Source organism: Micromonospora sp. NPDC006766 (assembly GCF_040636055.1).
Lineage (GTDB): Bacteria > Actinomycetota > Actinomycetes > Mycobacteriales > Micromonosporaceae > Micromonospora.
The window spans coordinates 1-16,073 of sequence record NZ_JBEYIX010000044.1; the positions used below are offsets into that span (position 1 = coordinate 1).

17 protein-coding genes are annotated in these 16,073 nt (G+C 74.0%); 10 read left to right on the forward strand and 7 right to left on the reverse strand.

Features of this window, described 5'->3' with window-relative positions; translation table 11 throughout:
- Nucleotides 1-124: 124 nt before the first annotated feature.
- Both ABZ671_RS25645 and ABZ671_RS25650 read right to left on the reverse strand, forming a co-directional pair.
- Entirely contained in the window at nt 125-961 is an 837-nt protein-coding gene (locus ABZ671_RS25645) for an undecaprenyl-diphosphate phosphatase (protein WP_357862647.1), read from the reverse strand.
- Entirely contained in the window at nt 958-2,010 is a 1,053-nt protein-coding gene (locus tag ABZ671_RS25650) for an LLM class F420-dependent oxidoreductase (RefSeq protein WP_357862649.1), read from the reverse strand. The genes ABZ671_RS25645 and ABZ671_RS25650 overlap by 4 nt, the downstream gene beginning before the upstream one ends.
- Nucleotides 2,011-2,179: 169 nt before the next feature.
- Between ABZ671_RS25650 and ABZ671_RS25655 the strand changes: the two genes are divergently transcribed.
- Both ABZ671_RS25655 and ABZ671_RS25660 read left to right on the forward strand, forming a co-directional pair.
- A complete protein-coding gene (locus tag ABZ671_RS25655; RefSeq protein ID WP_357862651.1) occupies nt 2,180-3,151 on the forward strand; it encodes an aldo/keto reductase in 972 nt (323 codons plus the stop codon).
- 84 nt (nt 3,152-3,235) lie between these two features.
- Nucleotides 3,236-3,427, forward strand: a complete 192-nt coding sequence (locus ABZ671_RS25660; protein WP_357862653.1) for a DUF5703 family protein — start codon at nt 3,236-3,238, stop codon at nt 3,425-3,427.
- A gap of 70 nt (nt 3,428-3,497) precedes the next feature.
- Here the strand turns inward: ABZ671_RS25660 and ABZ671_RS25665 are convergent, their stop codons facing one another.
- Together ABZ671_RS25665 and ABZ671_RS25670 are read right to left on the reverse strand one after the other, a co-directional pair.
- Nucleotides 3,498-4,154 carry a hypothetical protein gene (locus ABZ671_RS25665; protein WP_357862655.1) on the reverse strand — a complete coding sequence of 219 codons (657 nt, stop codon included), beginning with the start codon at nt 4,152-4,154 and terminating at the stop codon, nt 3,498-3,500.
- A 63-nt stretch (nt 4,155-4,217) separates the two neighbouring features.
- Complete coding sequence (locus tag ABZ671_RS25670; protein ID WP_357862658.1) at nt 4,218-5,552, reverse strand: M20/M25/M40 family metallo-hydrolase; 1,335 nt, start codon at nt 5,550-5,552, stop codon at nt 4,218-4,220.
- Nucleotides 5,553-5,698: 146 nt separating this feature from the next.
- Here ABZ671_RS25670 and ABZ671_RS25675 point away from each other — a divergent pair, with 146 nt between their 5' ends.
- From ABZ671_RS25675 to ABZ671_RS25685, 3 genes are all read left to right on the forward strand, one after another.
- Nucleotides 5,699-6,298 (forward strand): hemerythrin domain-containing protein, encoded by a 600-nt coding sequence (locus ABZ671_RS25675; protein ID WP_357862660.1) that lies wholly within the window; start codon nt 5,699-5,701, stop codon nt 6,296-6,298.
- Nucleotides 6,299-6,394: 96 nt separating this feature from the next.
- A complete protein-coding gene (locus ABZ671_RS25680) occupies nt 6,395-7,381 on the forward strand; it encodes a LysR family transcriptional regulator (protein WP_357862662.1) in 987 nt (328 codons plus the stop codon).
- A gap of 18 nt (nt 7,382-7,399) precedes the next feature.
- Nucleotides 7,400-7,618, forward strand: coding sequence for a hypothetical protein (locus ABZ671_RS25685; protein ID WP_357862664.1), 219 nt, complete (start codon nt 7,400-7,402; stop codon nt 7,616-7,618).
- 74 nt (nt 7,619-7,692) lie between these two features.
- Here the strand turns inward: ABZ671_RS25685 and ABZ671_RS25690 are convergent, their stop codons facing one another.
- The 3 genes from ABZ671_RS25690 to ABZ671_RS25700 form a co-directional block, all read right to left on the reverse strand.
- Nucleotides 7,693-8,043, reverse strand: a complete 351-nt coding sequence (locus ABZ671_RS25690) for a DUF3140 domain-containing protein (protein ID WP_357862737.1) — start codon at nt 8,041-8,043, stop codon at nt 7,693-7,695.
- Complete coding sequence (locus ABZ671_RS25695) at nt 8,043-8,216, reverse strand: hypothetical protein (protein ID WP_357862666.1); 174 nt, start codon at nt 8,214-8,216, stop codon at nt 8,043-8,045. Before ABZ671_RS25695 ends, ABZ671_RS25690 begins: the two co-directional genes overlap by 1 nt.
- A 62-nt stretch (nt 8,217-8,278) precedes the next feature.
- Nucleotides 8,279-10,822, reverse strand: coding sequence for an ATP-dependent Clp protease ATP-binding subunit (locus ABZ671_RS25700; protein ID WP_357862668.1), 2,544 nt, complete (start codon nt 10,820-10,822; stop codon nt 8,279-8,281).
- 145 nt (nt 10,823-10,967) lie between these two features.
- On the opposite strand from ABZ671_RS25700, the gene ABZ671_RS25705 reads away from it, so the two are divergent.
- From ABZ671_RS25705 to ABZ671_RS25725, 5 genes are all read left to right on the forward strand, one after another.
- Nucleotides 10,968-11,351 carry a hypothetical protein gene (locus ABZ671_RS25705; RefSeq protein ID WP_357862670.1) on the forward strand — a complete coding sequence of 128 codons (384 nt, stop codon included), beginning with the start codon at nt 10,968-10,970 and terminating at the stop codon, nt 11,349-11,351.
- Nucleotides 11,352-11,575: 224 nt separating this feature from the next.
- Nucleotides 11,576-11,836, forward strand: a complete 261-nt coding sequence (locus ABZ671_RS25710; RefSeq protein ID WP_357862672.1) for a hypothetical protein — start codon at nt 11,576-11,578, stop codon at nt 11,834-11,836.
- Between the two features lie 8 nt (nt 11,837-11,844).
- Nucleotides 11,845-12,732 carry a hypothetical protein gene (locus tag ABZ671_RS25715; protein ID WP_357862674.1) on the forward strand — a complete coding sequence of 296 codons (888 nt, stop codon included), beginning with the start codon at nt 11,845-11,847 and terminating at the stop codon, nt 12,730-12,732.
- Nucleotides 12,725-15,397, forward strand: coding sequence for an FtsK/SpoIIIE domain-containing protein (locus ABZ671_RS25720; protein ID WP_357862676.1), 2,673 nt, complete (start codon nt 12,725-12,727; stop codon nt 15,395-15,397). The genes ABZ671_RS25715 and ABZ671_RS25720 overlap by 8 nt, the downstream gene beginning before the upstream one ends.
- Nucleotides 15,394-16,059 (forward strand): hypothetical protein, encoded by a 666-nt coding sequence (locus ABZ671_RS25725; protein WP_357862678.1) that lies wholly within the window; start codon nt 15,394-15,396, stop codon nt 16,057-16,059. The genes ABZ671_RS25720 and ABZ671_RS25725 overlap by 4 nt, the downstream gene beginning before the upstream one ends.
- Nucleotides 16,060-16,073: the final 14 nt, after the last annotated feature.

The following is a 16,073-nucleotide window of genomic DNA, read 5'->3' on the forward strand; positions in this document are numbered from 1 at the left end:
GTGACCGGCGCAGGGATCAAGCCTGACCGCCCGGAGCCGGTCACCCTCGCCCCCAGCCCCCAACAGCAACCAGCACCCAAGCGCAACCAGCCCAACCAGAGCAACCACCCACCCAAGAGCAAGATCAGGTCGCGCTGATGGTCCCCGTCAGGAGCAGGCAGAGAACCAGCGAACCGAGTGCCACCCGGTAGAGGACGAAGAGGTAAAGGGTGTGGTGGGCGACGTACCGCAGCAGCCAGGCGATGGCCGCGTACCCGATGGCGAAGGCGATCGCCGTCGCGACGACCATCTGCGCCACGCTCGGCGCGGCGGTCCCCGCCGCGGACGGTTCGAAGACGTCCGGCAGGCTGAACACGCCGGAGATCACCACCGCCGGAATCGCCAGCAGGAACGAGTAGCGCGCCGCCGTCTCCCGGGTCAGGTTGAGCAGCAGGCCGAGGGTGAGCGTGCCGCCGGAGCGGGACACGCCGGGGACCAGCGCCATGGCCTGGGCGAAGCCCATGATGACGCCGTCGCGCATCCGGAAGTTCTCCAGCGTGCGGGTCTGCCGCCCCCAGTACTCGGCGAAGGCCAGCACCAGCGCGAAGACGATCAACGTGCCGGAGATCAGGTACAGGTTCCGGCCCGCGGTGCGGATCTGATCCTTGAACAGCAGGCCGAACACGCCGATCGGGATGGTACCGATGATGACGTACCAGCCCATGCGGTAGTCGAGGCTGGACCGGACCGAGCGGTCCCACAGGCCGACCACCCAGGTGCGGACGATCCGCCAAATGTCCTTGAAGAAGTAGATGAGCACCGCCGCCTCGGTGCCGAGCTGGGTCACCGCGGTGAACGACGCGCCGGCGTCCCGACCGAAGAAGAGCGCCGAGGTGATCCGCAGGTGCCCGGAGGACGAGACGGGCAGGAATTCCGTAAGCCCCTGGACGATGCCCAGGACGATTGCCTCTACCCAGGTCACTCGCCGACTCCCGACAGCTCCAGGGCCTCGGCGACGGTGCGCAGGGTCTGCACACCGCTCTCCCGGTCGGCGACGAACAGGGTCACCGACAGGGTGGTCACGCCGGCGGCGGCGTACTCCCGCATCCGGTCGGCGATGCGCTCCTTCGGGCCGAGCAGGGAGGTGCGGTCGATGAACTCCATCGGCACCGCGGCGGCGGCGTCGCGCTGCCGCTTGGCCAGGTAAAGGTCCTGCACCTCGCGGGCGGCGTCGCCGTAGCCCATCCGGGTGGCCAGTTGGTTGTAGAAGTTCTGTTGCCGGCTGCCCATGCCACCGACGTAGAGGGCCGCGTACCAGCGGACCAGCTCGGCGCAGGAGGCGACATCCTCGCCGACCACCACCGGGACGGACGGCACCACGTCGAAACCCGCCAGCTCCTTGCCGGCCGTGGCGCGGCCCGCGCGGACGGAGGCGAGCTGCTCCTCGGCGAACTCGGGCGCGTAGAAGACGGCCAACCAGCCGTCGGCGATCTCGCCGGCCAGCTCCAGGTTCTTCGGGCCGACCGCGGCCAGATAGATCGGTATGTGCTGGCGTGGTGGGTGGAAGCCCAGCCGCAGCGCCTTGCCCGGCCCGTCCGGCAGCGGCAGCGTGTAGTGCTCCCCGTCGTACGCGACCTCCTTGCGGGCGACCGCCAGCTTCACGATGTCGACGTACTCGCGGGTGCGGGCCAGGGGCTTGGCGAAGCGGACGCCGTGCCAACCCTCGGAGACCTGCGGACCGGAGACGCCCAGGCCGAGGCGGAACCGGCCACCGGAGAGCGCGTCGATGGTCGCCGCGGTCATCGCGGTCATCGCCGGCGTACGGGCGGGGACCTGCATCACCGCGCTGCCCACGTCGATCCGCTCGGTCTGGCCGGCGATCCAGGCCAGCATGCTCGGCGAGTCGGAACCGTAGGCTTCCGCCGCCCACACCACCGAATAGCCGAGCCGATCCGCCTCCTGGGCCAGGGCCAGATGATCGGCCGGAGTGCTCCACGCCGTCTGATATCCGAGGCTGAGCCCGAGTCGCACTGGTCCTCCCACCGTCCGCAGCACAGGTCGCATCAGGTTACGCAATCAAGGTGGCCGGCCGGTTCCCGGCTCACCCCGGAACAGGTGACCAGGCCGGCCGGACGGTGGAGCAGGAACTTGACTCCGGGCGAGGATATCCGTGACGCGAGGTTCGAAATAAGGTTCACCCATGCAACAGCGACCGCTCGGCCGAAGCGGGCTGGCGGTTTCGCGGCTCGCGCTCGGCACCATGACCTGGGGACGGGACACCGACGCCGACGACGCGGCCGCTCAGCTCAAGAGCTACCTGGACGCGGGGGGCAACCTCGTCGACACCGCCGACGTGTACGCCGACGGCGACGCCGAGTCGGTGATCGGCTCGCTGCTGGGCAGCCTGGTCGCCCGGGACGAGTTGCTCATCGCCACCAAGGCGGGGCTGCGGCCGGGCAGCGGTCGCCGCCGGGACGGCTCCCGGGGCCACCTGCTGCGGACCCTCGAAGCGTCGCTGCGCCGGCTCGGCACCGACCACGTCGACCTGTGGCAGGTGCACGGATACGACCCGGGCACCCCCCTGGAAGAGACCCTGGGCGCGCTGGACCACGCGGTGTCCAGCGGCAAGGCCCGCTACGTGGGGGTGTCCAACTTCTCCGGCTGGCAGACCGCCCGGGCCGCCGCCTGGCAGGCCGCCTGGCCGGGGCGGGCCCCGGTGGTCGCCGCGCAGGTGGAGTACTCGCTGCTGGAGCGGGGCGTGGAGCGCGAGGTGCTGCCCGCCTGCGAGGCGATGGGGCTGGGCGTGCTGCCCTGGTCGCCGTTGGGTCGCGGGGTGCTCACCGGCAAGTACCGGCACGGCCGCCCGGCGGACTCCCGGGCCGCGTCGCCGCACTTCGAGCGCTTCGTCGCCACATATCTGGAGCCGCGCTGCTCAAGCATCGTGGAGGCGGTCGCCACCGCCGCCGGCGGGCTGGGCGTGTCGCCGCTCGAGGTCGCGCTGGCCTGGGTCCGGGACCGTCCCGGGGTGACCGCGCCGATCCTGGGTGCCCGCACCGTGGGGCAGCTTCTCGGTGCCCTTCAGGTGGAACGGATGACCCTGCCGGAGGAGATCGTCACCGCCCTGGACGACGTGTCGGCGGTGCCGGTCGGCTATCCGGAACGGGACGGCTGAGCCCGCGCCGGAGCGGCCCGGTACACGATTCGGGCCGCTCACAGGGGGTGGCGGTAGGCCACCGAGCTGGGCAGCATAGGGGTCATGGACTACGAATACGCGCCGCTGCGGTTGCCACCGAACGTCGACCGGTTGACCGCGGCGGCGCAGCTGGCGATCCAGGCGGAGTTCTCCGACTGGGAACTGGCCCGGGTGCGGCTGTACCGGGACGGCACGCGGCAGGTGATGCTGCGGCGCCGCCGGGTCAACCAGCCGCAGCCGGGCCTGTCGTACTGAGGGCCCCGGACGTGTTCCGTGGCCTCCCCGGGGCCCACACCGCGCGGTCGGGCCCCGGGGATGTCACGGCCTACTGGTGGGCGTGGTCGTGCTCGTCGTCGAGCTCGAGGAACGGGTGCTCGTCGAGCCGGCCGACGAGGCGGTCGTCGGGGGCCGGCTGGAACGGGCCGAGCGGGTCGTCGTCGTCGAACGACTCCAGGTCGACCGGGGTGCCGACCTCACTGACCATGACCAGGCCGTCGAGCGGCTCCAACTCGGGCACGTCCAGCGCGCTGAGCGAGCCGTCGCCGCTCTGCAGCAGCTCCAGCACGGCCTCGCCGACGCCCTCCACCGGGGCCGGCTCGTCCTCCTCCGGGGTGCCCTCGCGGCGGGCCACCTCGGCCGCCCGAATCAGGGCGGACACGCTCGGGACGCGGTAGTCGCGGCGCTGGCGCACCGAGATGACCCTCGGGTGCGGGTCGGTGGCTTCGACGCCCTCGACCGCGCCGAAACGCTCGTCGGCCTCGTCCGGGTCGATGGACTCGACGTCCCACGGGGTCACCTCGCCGAACGCGTCGAGCAGCAGCTCGTCGTACGCGAACGAGGCGTTGTTCAAATTGACGTACGCCTGCCAGACGGCGTCGTCGTCGATCCGGCCCTGGGCGGCGCGGACGGCGGCCAGGTGGGCGCGGGCCGCGTCGATCACCCGCTCGAGAGCGGCGTCCAGCTCACCGTGCTGGTCGGTCATGGTGTGGCAGTCCCTTCGGAAAATGTGGGAGATCCCGTGCCGGCGGTGACGCGACGGACACGGTCAGCAGTTGCGGAGAAACCGGTCGAGAACCCGCACGCCGAACTGTAGTCCGTCCAGCGGAACCCGCTCGTCGATGCCATGGAACAGGCCGGAGAAATTGAGATCGGCGGGCAGCCGCAGCGGCGCGAAGCCGAAGCAGCGGATGCCGAGCTGCGAGAACGCCTTGGCGTCGGTGCCGCCGGAGAGCATGTAGGGCACCGGGCGGGCGCCCGGGTCCTCGGCGCGCAACGCGGCGGACATGGCCTCGACCAGGTCGCCGTCGAAGGTGGTCTCCAGGGCGGGCTGGCGCTGGACGTACTCGATGTCGATGTCCGGGCCGATCAGCTCACGCAGCTGCCGCTCCAGCAGCTCCGACTGCCCGGGCAGGCTGCGGCAGTCGATGGTGGCGGTGGCCCGGCCGGGGATGACGTTGTCCTTGTAGCCGGCGGCCAGCCGGGTCGGGTTGGCGGTGTTGCGGATGGTCGCGCCGATGATGTTGGCGATCGGGCCGAGCTTGGCGATCGCGGCCTCCGGGTCCTCCGGGTCGATCTCGATGCCGAGGACGTCGGAGACCTCGGCGAGGAACGCCCGCACGGTGTCGGTGACCACCACCGGGAAGCGGTGCTGGCCGATCCGGGCGACCGCCTCGGCGAGCGCGGTGACCGCGTTGTCGTCGTGCACCATCGAGCCGTGGCCGGGACGGCCCTTGGCGTGCAGGCGCAGCCAGTCGATGCCCTTCTCGGCGGTCTCGATCAGGTAGAGCCGCTGCTGCTCGTCGACCGAGTAGGAGAAGCCGCCGACCTCGCCGATCGCCTCGGTGCAGCCCTCGAAGAGGCCGCGGTGCTCGCGGGTGAGGTAGTGCGCGCCGTAGTCGCTGCCGGCCTCCTCGTCGGCGGTGAAGGCGAGCACGATGTCCCGCGCGGGACGCACGCCCGTGCGCTGCCAGCCGCGGACCACGGCGAGCACCATCGCGTCGAAGTCCTTCATGTCGATCGCGCCTCGGCCCCACAGGTAGCCGTCGCGGATCTCGCCGGAGAACGGGTGCACCGACCACTCGTCCGGGTCGGCGGGAACCACGTCGAGGTGGCCGTGCACCAGCAGGGCGTCCCGGCCCGGGTCGGTGCCCGGGATCCGGGCGACCAGGTTGGCCCGGCCCGGCGCGGACTCGTGGATCTGGGCGTCGACCCCGACCTCGGCGAGCTTCTCCGCGACGTACTCCGCCGCGCGCCGCTCGCCGACGCTGGTGTCGTTGTCCCCGGTGTTGGTGGTGTCGATCCGCAGCAGGTCGCGGCAGAGGTCCACGACCTCGTCGGTGGGGACCGGTCGGGCGGTGGGGGTGGCGGCGTCGCTCGTCATCGCTTCTTCATACCAGCCGGCCCCGACGGCCGGCCCACCCCCGTCCACGCGGTTTCCCCGATCGCCCGTGCGGGTACCGCCGCTGGCATACCCGCACCGCCCCGCGAGCCGCCGGGCCCCGGCGGCCCCCAGTCGAGGAGGGCACCTTGAGCGTCCCACTGCCGCCGTTGCCGCCCGCCGCCGACGACGCGTACCGGCCGGGCGGCCGGAGTGTGGCCGAGATCGTGGACCGCGAGCACCGCGCGCTGCTCGGCCTGGTCGAACAGCTCACCAGCCGCCGCAGTGAGGTGCTCGACGTGCTCACCGCCGCGCTCTCCCGGCATCTCTGCGCGGAGGAGCAGTACCTCTTCCCCGCCGTCCGGGCCGCGGCGCCGAAGAGCGCCGAGTTGGTGGACCGGGAACTCGAGGCGGACGCGGCGCTGCTCACCGCTCTGAGGGAGCTGTCCGGGCCGGAGGACCCGGCGGTGGCGGAGGTGGCCGACCGGGTACGCCGGCACGTCGACCGGGTCGCAGCGCTGGTCGTGCCGTTGCGTCAGGGGGCCACCGAGGTCGAGCTGATCCGGCTGGGTAACCGGTGGGAGATCGCCGGGGAGGCGGCACCGACCCGGCCCCATCCGGGCACCCCGGCCACCCCGCCGTGGAACAAGGTCGTCGAGCCGGCGCTGGGCGTGCTGGACAAGGTCCGCGACGCGGTGACCGGCCGGCGTACGCACCCGTCGGATCTGGACCGGCATCGGAAGCGTTGAGCCTCGGGCCGGCTCACGGCGGCGGCCCGGCCGATCGAGGTGTGCCGATGACGAACGGCTCTTCCGCAGACCCGTTCGTGGCCCTACGGTCGCCGTATGAACCTGGAGCTGCGACACCTGCGGGTGGTCTGCGCGATCGCGGAGACGGGGAGCGTGACCAAGGCGGCCTCGACACTCGGTCTGGCCCAGCCGGCACTGACCGCCCAGCTCCAGCGCATCGAGCGGACGCTCGGCGGCGCACTGTTCGAACGGGATCGGCGGGGCGCCCGCCCCACCGCGCTCGGTGAGCTGGTGCTGGACCGGGCCCGGGTGCTGCTGCCGGCGATGAAGGGCCTCCAGGACGAGGCGGCCCGGCTGGCCGGGGCGGGGGGTCCGCCGGGTCGCTACCGGTTCGGCGGGGTGAACAGCCCGATCCTCGGCCGTCTGGTGCACCGGCTCGCCGCCGAGCAGCCCGACGTGGGCATCACCACGTACGCGTCCTGGTCGGTGGACGAACTGGCGCAGCTGGTGGCGGCCGGTCGGCTCGACTTCGCCCTCAGCGGGGTGTGCGGGGACGCCAGCCCGTCGGCCGCGTTCGGGTTGAGCTGGCGGGAGGTGGCCGTCGACCCGATCTTCGTACTGTTGCCGCAGCACCACCCGCTGGCCAGCCGGGACGAGGTGCGCCTGGTGGATCTGCGGCGCGAGCAGTGGGTGGCGGCGCCCGGGGACGGGTGCTTCGGCGACTGTTTCGCCGCCGCCTGCGCCCGCGCCGGTTTCACCCCGCGCAAGGTGTACGAGGCGGACGTGCGCGGCTGCGTGGACCTGGTCGACGCGGGCGAGGGGGTGGCGCTCTGCCAGGCCACCTTCCGGCCGCCCGCCGGGCTGGTGACCCGCCGGCTGGCGGGGGCGCCGCTGCGCTGGCGGCTGCTGCTGGGCTGGCACCCGGACGCGCCGGCCGCCCGGGTCGCCGAGACGGTGCTGGAGACGGCGGTGGCCGCGTACACCGACGCGCTGGCGCCGCATCCCGACTACCTGTCCTGGCTGCTGCGGCATCCCGGCTTCGGCGCCCAGCCGGCGGTGGCCGGTGGGGTGCGAACCGCCTGAGCGCGGGTATCAGGCGGCATGACTGACGCCGACCCGCGGGAGCTGCTGCACCAGGCGGCCGCCGCGCACACCGCCGCCGCCGAGGACGTGGAGACCTTCCTACGCCGGTTGCCGGAGGTGCCCGACCCGACCGACATCACCGAGTACGCGAACCTGCTCAGCCGTGAGGAGCGGGCCCGCGCCGACCGGCAGGCCGCCGCCGACGCGGCCGGGCTGCAACTGCCCAGCGTGGAGTAAGCCCGACGAGGGGACGGCACCCGGGACGCAGTCCGGGTGCCGTCGATCGGGTTCGCCTCGCCGTGCGAGCCGGCTCAGCGTTCGATGAGGACGTCGTGGCCGAGGTCGAGCAGGGCGTGCCGCCACTCGGCGTCGGCGTTGCCCCGGCTCGGCTTCGCCGCACTCAGCTCCCGGATCCGCTCGATGGCCTCCCGCATCACCTCGATGTCCTCCGGGGTGAGGTCCACCTTGCGCTTGGTCAGCACGGCGAGGATCTGCCGGCCCGGCTCGGGCAGGTCCAGGTCCGGGTTCGGGCCGAACGCCTCCTCCCCGGATCCGCGGGTGAGCAGCCACTGCCGCAGCTTCTCGGACGGTACGTTCACCTCGGCGTGGAAGTCATCCCAGATCACCTCGACCTCCGGTTCGAGTCGTGCCTCGCGTACCATCACGCCTCCTCTCCCGACGGCGGCCCGGACGGCGTCGGGTCGCCCTCGCCCTTGTCGGTGTGCTGTTTGAGGCCCTCCGGCGGCACCTTCACCCGGGACGGGTTGGCCGTCGGGGGCGCGACGATCGGTTCGGTGCGCTCGGTGTCCTCCCGGGTTTCCTCGGGTTCGGTCATGTCCGCCCTCCGCTGGGTCGGGAATGACGCCGCGCCACTCGGCGCGGATGGCGTCTCATCGTTCACCGCGGATGGGACGTCGCGGCCGCGGTGTGGCCGCGCTCGCCGGCGGCCACCTGGAAGGCGAGCCGGTCGTCCTGCGCGTCGACGGTGACCCGCTGGCCGGGGGATATCCCGTCCTCCAGCAGCATCCGGGAAAGCCGGTTGTCGACCTCTCGCTGGATCACCCGGCGCAGCGGCCGGGCGCCGAACTCCGGCTGGTAGCCGTTCTCGGCGAGCCAGTCGATCGCGGCCGTGGTGAAGTCGACCTGGATGTCCTGGGCGTGCAACCGCCGGCGGGTCTCCTCCAGCAGCAGTTCGGTGATCTGGCGCAGCTGCTGTGCCTCCAGCCGCTGGAAGATGATGATCTCGTCGATGCGGTTGAGGAATTCCGGCCGGAAGTTCTCCTGGAGCCGGCGCGTCAGCCGCTCCCGCAGCTCGGTGGTCTCCTGCCGGCCGGGCTCGCCGGTGGCGAAACCGACCGCGCGCTGGGTGCCGGTGATCAGCTCCGAGCCCAGGTTGCTCGTCATGATCAGTACGGTGTTCTTGAAGTTCACCGTACGGCCCTGGCTGTCGGTGAGCCGGCCGTCGTCGAGCACCTGGAGCAGGATGTTGAACACGTCCGGGTGGGCCTTCTCGATCTCGTCGAGCAGCACCACCGCGTACGGGCGGCGGCGGACCGCCTCGGTGAGCTGGCCGGCCTCCTCGTAGCCGACGTACCCGGGTGGGGCGCCGACCAGCCGGCTGACCGTGTGCCGTTCCTGGAACTCGCTCATGTCCACCCGGACCATCCGGTCCGCCTCGCCGAAGAGCGCCTCGGCCAGGGCCCGCGCCAGCTCGGTCTTGCCCACGCCGGTGGGGCCGAGGAAGAGGAAACTGCCCATCGGCCGGTTCGGGTCGGCCAGGCCGGTACGCGAGCGCCGGACCGCCTCGGCGACCGCGCCGACCGCGTCGTCCTGCCCGATCACCTTCTCGTGCAGGTATCCCTCCAGGCGCAGCAGCCGGTCCCGTTCCTCCTCAGTGAGCTGGGTGATCGGGATACCGGTGGCCCGGGAGACCACCTCGGCGATCTCCGTCGGCCCGACCGTCGGCACGTTCGCCGGCTCGCCCTCCCCCTTCGCGCGGCCGATCTGGTCCTCCAGTTCGGATACCCGGTCGCGCAGTTCGGAGGCGCGCTCGTACTGCTCGTCGGCGACCGCCTGATCCTTGTTGCGGCGGACCTCGTCGAGCTGCCGCTCCAACTCCCGCACGTCCTCGGCGGGGGTGCGGGTACGCAGCCGGACGCGGGCCCCGGCCTGGTCGATCAGGTCGATTGCCTTGTCCGGCAGGAAGCGGTCGGTGACGTACCGGTCGGACAGCTCGGCGGCGGCGACGAGCGCCTCGTCGGTGAACCGGACCTGGTGGTGCGCCTCGTACCGGTCGCGCAGGCCGCGCAGGATGGTGACGGTGTCGTCGACGGCCGGCTCGGGCACGAAGACGGGCTGGAACCGGCGGGCCAGCGCGGCGTCCTTCTCGATGCTGCGCCGGTACTCGTCCAGCGTGGTCGCGCCGATCACCCGCAGTTCGCCCCGCGCGAGGGCGGGCTTGAGCATGTTGGACGCGTCCATGCCGCCCTCGCTGCCGGCGCCGCCCGCGCCGACCAGGGTGTGGATCTCGTCCAGGAAGACGATCAGCTCGTCGCGGTGCGCCCGGATCTCGTCGATCACCTTCTTCAGTCGTTCCTCGAAGTCGCCGCGGTAGCGGGTGCCGGCGACCAGCCCGGGCAGGTCGAGCTGGATCACCCGCTTACCGATCAGGGTCTGCGGCACGTCCCCGTCGCAGATCCGCTCGGCCAGCCCTTCCACGATCGCGGTCTTGCCGACCCCGGCCTCGCCGATGAGCACCGGGTTGTTCTTGGTCCGGCGGGACAGGATTTCCACCGCCTGCTCGATCTCGTCCGCCCGCCCGATCACCGGGTCGATCTGGTCGTTGCGGGCCAGCTCGGTGAGGTCCTGGCCGTACTGGTCGAGCGTCGGGGTGCCCCGGTCGGGCCGGGGCGTGCCCCCGCGTTCCGCGCTGGCCGCCTGCAACGACTCCGGCTGGATCCGGCCGGCGGCGAGCATCCGCCCGGCCGGCGACTCCGGGTTCAGCGGCAGGGCCATCAGAATGTGCTCGGGGCCGATGTAGTTGGCGCCCATCGCCCGGGACAGCTGGTGAGCGTCGAGCAGCGCCCGCTTCGCCGCCGGGGTGAGCGACAGGTTCGGTGGCACCTCGCCCCGGGGTGCCCCGTCGCCGCGCCCGCCGAGGGCGTTGACCAGGGCGTCCGGGTCGGCGCCGGCACGGCGTACCAGGTCGCGCAGCGGCTCGCGTTGCAGCGCCGCCCAGAGCAGGTGGTCGGTGTCCAGGTCGTTGCTGTGCTTCTGCGCCGCCCGGCGGGCCGCGTCGGCGAGCATCTCCCGCGCGTCGGCGGTCATCAGCCGGGTGATGTCGACCCGGTGCGCCGGTCGGCGTCCCCCCTCGCCCCGGCCGAAGTACCGAGCCAGGAACTCGTCCCACGGGTCGGGGCCGAAGTCACCGGGTCCCATCATCTTCTGTCCTCCGCTCCTCGGGCGGGCACGGTCGCCGAGGCGACCTGGCGCGGCACGGTCTGCGGTGGCTACCCGGCGGCCGGCGCGACAAACGCGGGCCGGTCCCCCGCGCCGGTGGCAGCCGGCTCGGTGGCAGGCTGGGTGCATGGACACCAGTGCGCTGCTGATCGTCGACGGGGCGAACGTGGTGGGCTCGCGGCCGGACGGCTGGTGGCGGGACCGGGCCGGGGCAGCGGCCCGGCTGCGTGACGCGCTGGTGCCGCTGGCCGAGGCGGGCGTGCCGCCGGAGCTGCCGCCGCCGGTCGAGGTGGTGCTGGTGGTGGAGGGGGCGGCGCGGGGCGTGCCCGGGGTGCCGGGCGTCGGGGTGGTCGCCGCGCCCGGTTCGGGTGACGACACCATGGTCGAGCTGGTCGCCGCGGCGGGGCGGCGGCGCAGCGTCGTCGTCACCGCCGACCGGGAGCTGCGGGCCCGGGTGCGGGCGCTGGGCGCCGAGGTGTACGGCCCGCGCTGGCTGCCCCGGGACGGCTGAGCGCCACCGCCGGCTGGTCCGCGGAAGGCGGGCACGGGCGTGGTGGACCCGTGGACGGGACCGGTTGCCCCGTCGGCGGGACCGGCACACCGGCCGCGCAACGGCCGAACGCGCACGTCAGGGGCGTGATCCGACAGTCGGGCCGGAACACCGTGAGGGCGGTTGTTCTCCCACCCGTCGGGATGGGATGTAATGGAGATCTCACCGCCCTCAGGAGGTCCCCCGTGGCGAGCGTCGCCGAGCTGAAGGCAGCCATTGATGTCGCCCTCCAGCAGATAGGTGACGGGCAGACAGCCGTGCAGGCGGCCGGTGAGAGGCTGGCCGAGGCGCAGCAGACCCTGGCCGGCGCGCTGGAGGGCAGCGGGCACGAGACGGTCGAGGCGGCCCAGGCGTCGCTGACCCAGGCCAGCCAGGAGCTGGAGGAATGCCTCGCCGCCACCCTGGTCGCGGTCGAGCAGGCGCAACTCTACGTCGCCTCCCTCTAGGGCCGGCCGTGTCCATTGTCGAGGACATCGGCGCGCAGGTACGCGCCGTCGCCGACGAACTGCCGCTGGCCCAGCTCGCCGTCGCGTTGGAGAAGTTCGGCCAGGCCACCGAGCGGCTGCGCTGGGTGCGGCAGGAGTCGGCCAACCCGATGGGGGTGCCGGAGTTGTCGGCCGCGACCGAGCACGCCGAGACCGCCGGGTACGCGCTGCGGGTGGCGCAGGAGCAGCTGTCGGCGTATTTGGCCGCCCTCGGGCTCGCCGCCGACGGGGCGCCCGCGCCGAAGGCCGACGAGCGACGGCCCCGGCACGACGCGCCCGGCGAGGTGGCGCCGCCGGTGCCGGGCGCCGGGCCGGAGCAGGGCGTCGACCCGACGGCGCGGCGCTGGTGGGCGGTGCGGGTGGCGGAGCTGACCGGCGGCCGGGAGGGCCCGTCGGACGAGCCGGACGAGCGGGCCGGCGACTCCCGGGAGTTGCTGCGTCAGGTGGTGACCGGGGTCCGCTCGGGCGACCGGGAGCGGCTGCACCGCGAGCTGCGCCGAGCGCACGCCGACGTGGGGTTGGGGCTGGCCGCGATCGCCCCGCCGCTGCTGCGCGACCTGGCCGGGGAGTTGCTCGGGCACCCGCCCCGCGCCGACGATCTGGGCCGGCTGCGCCGGGAGCTGGACGGGCGGGTCCGCGACCTGCTGCCCGGGCTGCCAGCGCCGGTGCTGGACACTCTGCTCACCCGGGTCTGCCGGATGCCACCGCCCCGCCGCGCCGACGACCAGGAGCAGCCGCACGCGGCGGATCCGGCGGTCACCGCCGGGGTGGTCACCGGGGTGCTGCTGGACCGGCTCGGCCGCGACCTGCCGGCGGACGCCGGCGAGCGGGAGCCGTCGCGGGGTGCGCATGGCTGACGTCCGCACCCGACTGGTGTCACGGGTCCGGGACCTGCTCTCCGAGGCGCTCGGCGCGGCCCGGAACCGGCTGGCCGCCGCCGACGCCGAGCTGGCCGCCGGCCGGGAGCGGCTGGACCGGGTACGGCGGGCTGCGGTGGCCGTACCCGAGCGGGTGGGCGTCGCCCGCGACGGCCGGCTGGCCGAGATCGACGCCCGGCACACCGCCCGGATCGCGGAGCTGGTCCGGCGGGCCGCCACGGCAGCGCAGCGGGAGGCGCCCGGCGCGGCGTCCACGCCCTGGGACCGGTGGCGGGTCACCCCCGCCGACCGGGCCGAGCCGCCCGGCGCGGTCCGGGTCGGCGCGGTACGCGTTCCCGGCGCGGAGCCGGTGCCGGCGCTGGTGCCGCTGCTGGACGCCGGTCACGTGCACCTGGCCGGCGGTGACCGGGCGGGCATCGCCACGGTGGTGCCCGCCCTGCTGCTGCGCTCGCTCGGGCGCGCCGAACCGGGCACGGTCCGGCTGTTCGGGTACGACCCGGAGCACCTGGGCGGCGGGCTGGCCGGGTTCGCCCCGCTCGGCACGGCCGGGCTGCTCACCTTCGTCGGCCCCGGCGGGCTGGGACGGCTGCTGGACGACCTGGTGGAGCAGATCCGCCGGATCAACGAGACCGTGCTGGCCGGCGAGCACGCGTCGCTGCGCGAGCTGGCCGCCGCCACCGGCCGCCGGCCCGAGCCGTGGCGGGTGGCGGTGCTGCTCGGCGGCGACGAGCTGTCCCGGCACGAACGCGGCCAGCTGGACCGGGTGGTGCGGACCGGGGCGGCCTGCGGCGTGCACCTGGTGGTACGCGGCATGACCCTGCCCGACGACGCGACGGTGACCCGGATCGTGGTCGAGCCGGACGACGCCAGGATCGCCGGGCTGCCGGTCGTGCTCGACGAGCCACCCCCGGCCGGGCTGGTCACCGACACCTGCCGGGAGGTGGCCTCCCGGGTCAACGCCGGCCCCCCGCCGGCGCCCTTCACCGACCTGCTCCCGCCGCCGGAGGACTACTGGCGGGAGGATTCATCCGCCGGGCTGACCGCGCCGATCGGCGAGGGCCGGCATGGGCGGCCGGTGCTGCTGACCCTCGGCGACTATCCGCCGCACGCGCTGATCGGCGGACCCTCCGGCACCGGCAAGACCAACCTGATCTTCGCCTGGATCGGCGCGCTCGCCGCCCGCTACTCCCCCGCCGAGCTGGAGTTCTATCTGCTGGACTTCAAGGAGGGGGTGTCCTTCGCCCGGTTCGCCCAGGGCCGGCGGGACCCGAGCTGGCTGCCACACATGCGGCTGGTCGGGATCAACGTCAACACCGACCGGGAGTTCGGGCTGGCCCTGCTCCGGTTCCTCGCCGAGGAACTGCGCCGCCGGGCGGACGCGGCGAAGAAGCACGAGGTCACCAAGCTCGGCGAGCTGCGCGCGGTGGACCCGACCGGGCGCTGGCCGCGCATCGTGGCCGTGGTGGACGAGTTCCAGGCGCTGCTCGCGGGCCGGGACGTGGTCGCCCGGGAGGCCGCCGACCTGCTGGAGGACCTGGCCCGGCGGGGCCGATCGCAGGGCATCCACCTGGTACTCGCCTCGCAGGACGTACGCGGCATCGAGGCGCTGTGGGGGCGGCCGGCGCTGGTCGCTCAGTTCACCCTGCGCATCGCGCTGCCGAAGGCGCTGCGCATTCTGGCCGAACGCAACGACGCGGCGCAGTCGCTGCCCCGGCACCACGCGGTGGTCAACGCCGAGTCGGGGCTGGTGGAGGGGAACCAGGTGGCGCGTATCCCGTCGGCCAGCGACTGGGAGACGTGGAGCGAGTTGCAGCACCGGTTGTGGCGGATGCGCCCGCAGGACGCCTCCCCGGCCCGGCTGTTCGACGGTGACGCGATCCCGAAGCTGGCCGACGCGCCGGACTTCGGGGCGCTGACCGCCCCCGAGCAGGGGGCGCCGCGCGGCCCGGTGGCCCTGCTCGGGGAGATCATCGACGTGCAGGCCCGCTCGGCGGCACTGCGGCTGCCCCGGGCCCCCGGGCGCAACCTCGCCGTGCTCGGCACCCGGGTGGACGAGGCCTGCGCGGTGCTCGACGCCGCCGCTCGGTCGCTGGCCCGGCAGCACCGGCCGGGCACCGCCCGCTTCTCCATCGCCTGTCTCGACCCGGACGCCGACCCGGCCGCCCGCGCCCTGTACGCGGACCTGGCCGACGACGCCGCCTGGTACGACGAGGAGAGCGTGCCCGAGCTGATGGCGGAGGTGGGCGACGGGCTCGGCGCGCCGGGCGTCCCACCCAGCCCGCACTACCTGCTGCTGTACGCGGTCGACGCGGCGGCTCCGCAGCTCGCCGGCAGGGCGGGCCGGCGGACCGGGCTGGAGCAGCTGCGCCGGATCCTGCACGACGGGCCGGAACGGCGTACGCACGTGCTGGCCTGGTGGCGGGGGGTGGCCCGGATGCGGACCGACCTGGGCGGCCCGGCCGCTCGCCTGGAGAACATCGGCGCCTGGGTGGCGCTCGACGTGCAGGGCGCGGAGCTGGGCTCGGCGCTCTATCCGGGCACCGGCGGGCCGGACTGGTATCCGCGCCCGTGGCGGGGTTTGTATTTCGACCGGGCGGTGCACCGCACCGGACAGGTGATCATCCCCTACGGTCTGTCGCAGTGAACGAGCCGGTCGTGAGTGAAACGTACGCCGCCCAGATCCGTCGGCTCGCCGAGCTGACCGCCCGGGTCGCCGCCCAGCGCGCCGAGGCGCACACCTGGTACGCGCAGCAGTGCGCCGCCGCCGACCGGGCCGTGGCCGAGGCCGCCGAGCAGGTCCGCCGGGCCGAGGCGGACGCGGCCGAGGCGCGGGAGCTGGTGGACCGGGTGGACGCCGAGGTCGCCCACCTCTGGGAGGAGCTGCGCACCCGGGTCCGCTCCGGGGGGCGGCGGCTGGGCGACCCGCCCGGGCCAGCTCGGGACGCCGCCGGCGACCCGGTGTCGCGGCTGCGCGGGGTACGCGATCTGCTGGACCGGATCCGCCAGCGGGGCGAGCTGCCCGGCTCGGCGAACCCGCTGCTGGTGGGCTGCGGGGTCGGCGGGTCGCTGGTCGCGTACGCGTTGGGGGCGGGCGCGCGGGCGCTGGGCCATGGCTCCGGCGGGGATCTGGCGGTCGGGATGCCGGTGCTGGCGCTGGTGATCACGCTGCTCGGCCCGCTGGTGGGTCTGGCGCCGGCCCGGCTGCTGGCTGACCGTCGGCACGCCATGCTGACCCCGCGCGCGATCACCGTGGTCGTCGCCGCCGGCCTGGTGGCCACCGTTCTCCTGCTCGTCCTCACCCGCTGACACGCGGGCGACCG

What these genes read in the sequence shown, in the direction of transcription:
- ABZ671_RS25655 (WP_357862651.1), top strand. Translation starts at nt 2,180, where the DNA reads ATGCAACAGCGACCGCTCGGCCGAAGCGGGCTGGCGGTTTCGCGGCTC.
- ABZ671_RS25660 (WP_357862653.1), top strand. Translation starts at nt 3,236, where the DNA reads ATGGACTACGAATACGCGCCGCTGCGGTTGCCACCGAACGTCGACCGG.
- ABZ671_RS25665 (WP_357862655.1), bottom strand. Translation starts at nt 4,154, where the DNA reads ATGACCGACCAGCACGGTGAGCTGGACGCCGCTCTCGAGCGGGTGATC.
- ABZ671_RS25670 (WP_357862658.1), bottom strand. Translation starts at nt 5,552, where the DNA reads ATGACGAGCGACGCCGCCACCCCCACCGCCCGACCGGTCCCCACCGAC.
- ABZ671_RS25680 (WP_357862662.1), top strand. Translation starts at nt 6,395, where the DNA reads ATGAACCTGGAGCTGCGACACCTGCGGGTGGTCTGCGCGATCGCGGAG.
- ABZ671_RS25685 (WP_357862664.1), top strand. Translation starts at nt 7,400, where the DNA reads ATGACTGACGCCGACCCGCGGGAGCTGCTGCACCAGGCGGCCGCCGCG.
- ABZ671_RS25690 (WP_357862737.1), bottom strand. Translation starts at nt 8,043, where the DNA reads ATGGTACGCGAGGCACGACTCGAACCGGAGGTCGAGGTGATCTGGGAT.
- ABZ671_RS25695 (WP_357862666.1), bottom strand. Translation starts at nt 8,216, where the DNA reads ATGACCGAACCCGAGGAAACCCGGGAGGACACCGAGCGCACCGAACCG.
- ABZ671_RS25700 (WP_357862668.1), bottom strand. Translation starts at nt 10,822, where the DNA reads ATGATGGGACCCGGTGACTTCGGCCCCGACCCGTGGGACGAGTTCCTG.
- ABZ671_RS25705 (WP_357862670.1), top strand. Translation starts at nt 10,968, where the DNA reads ATGGACACCAGTGCGCTGCTGATCGTCGACGGGGCGAACGTGGTGGGC.
- ABZ671_RS25720 (WP_357862676.1), top strand. Translation starts at nt 12,725, where the DNA reads ATGGCTGACGTCCGCACCCGACTGGTGTCACGGGTCCGGGACCTGCTC.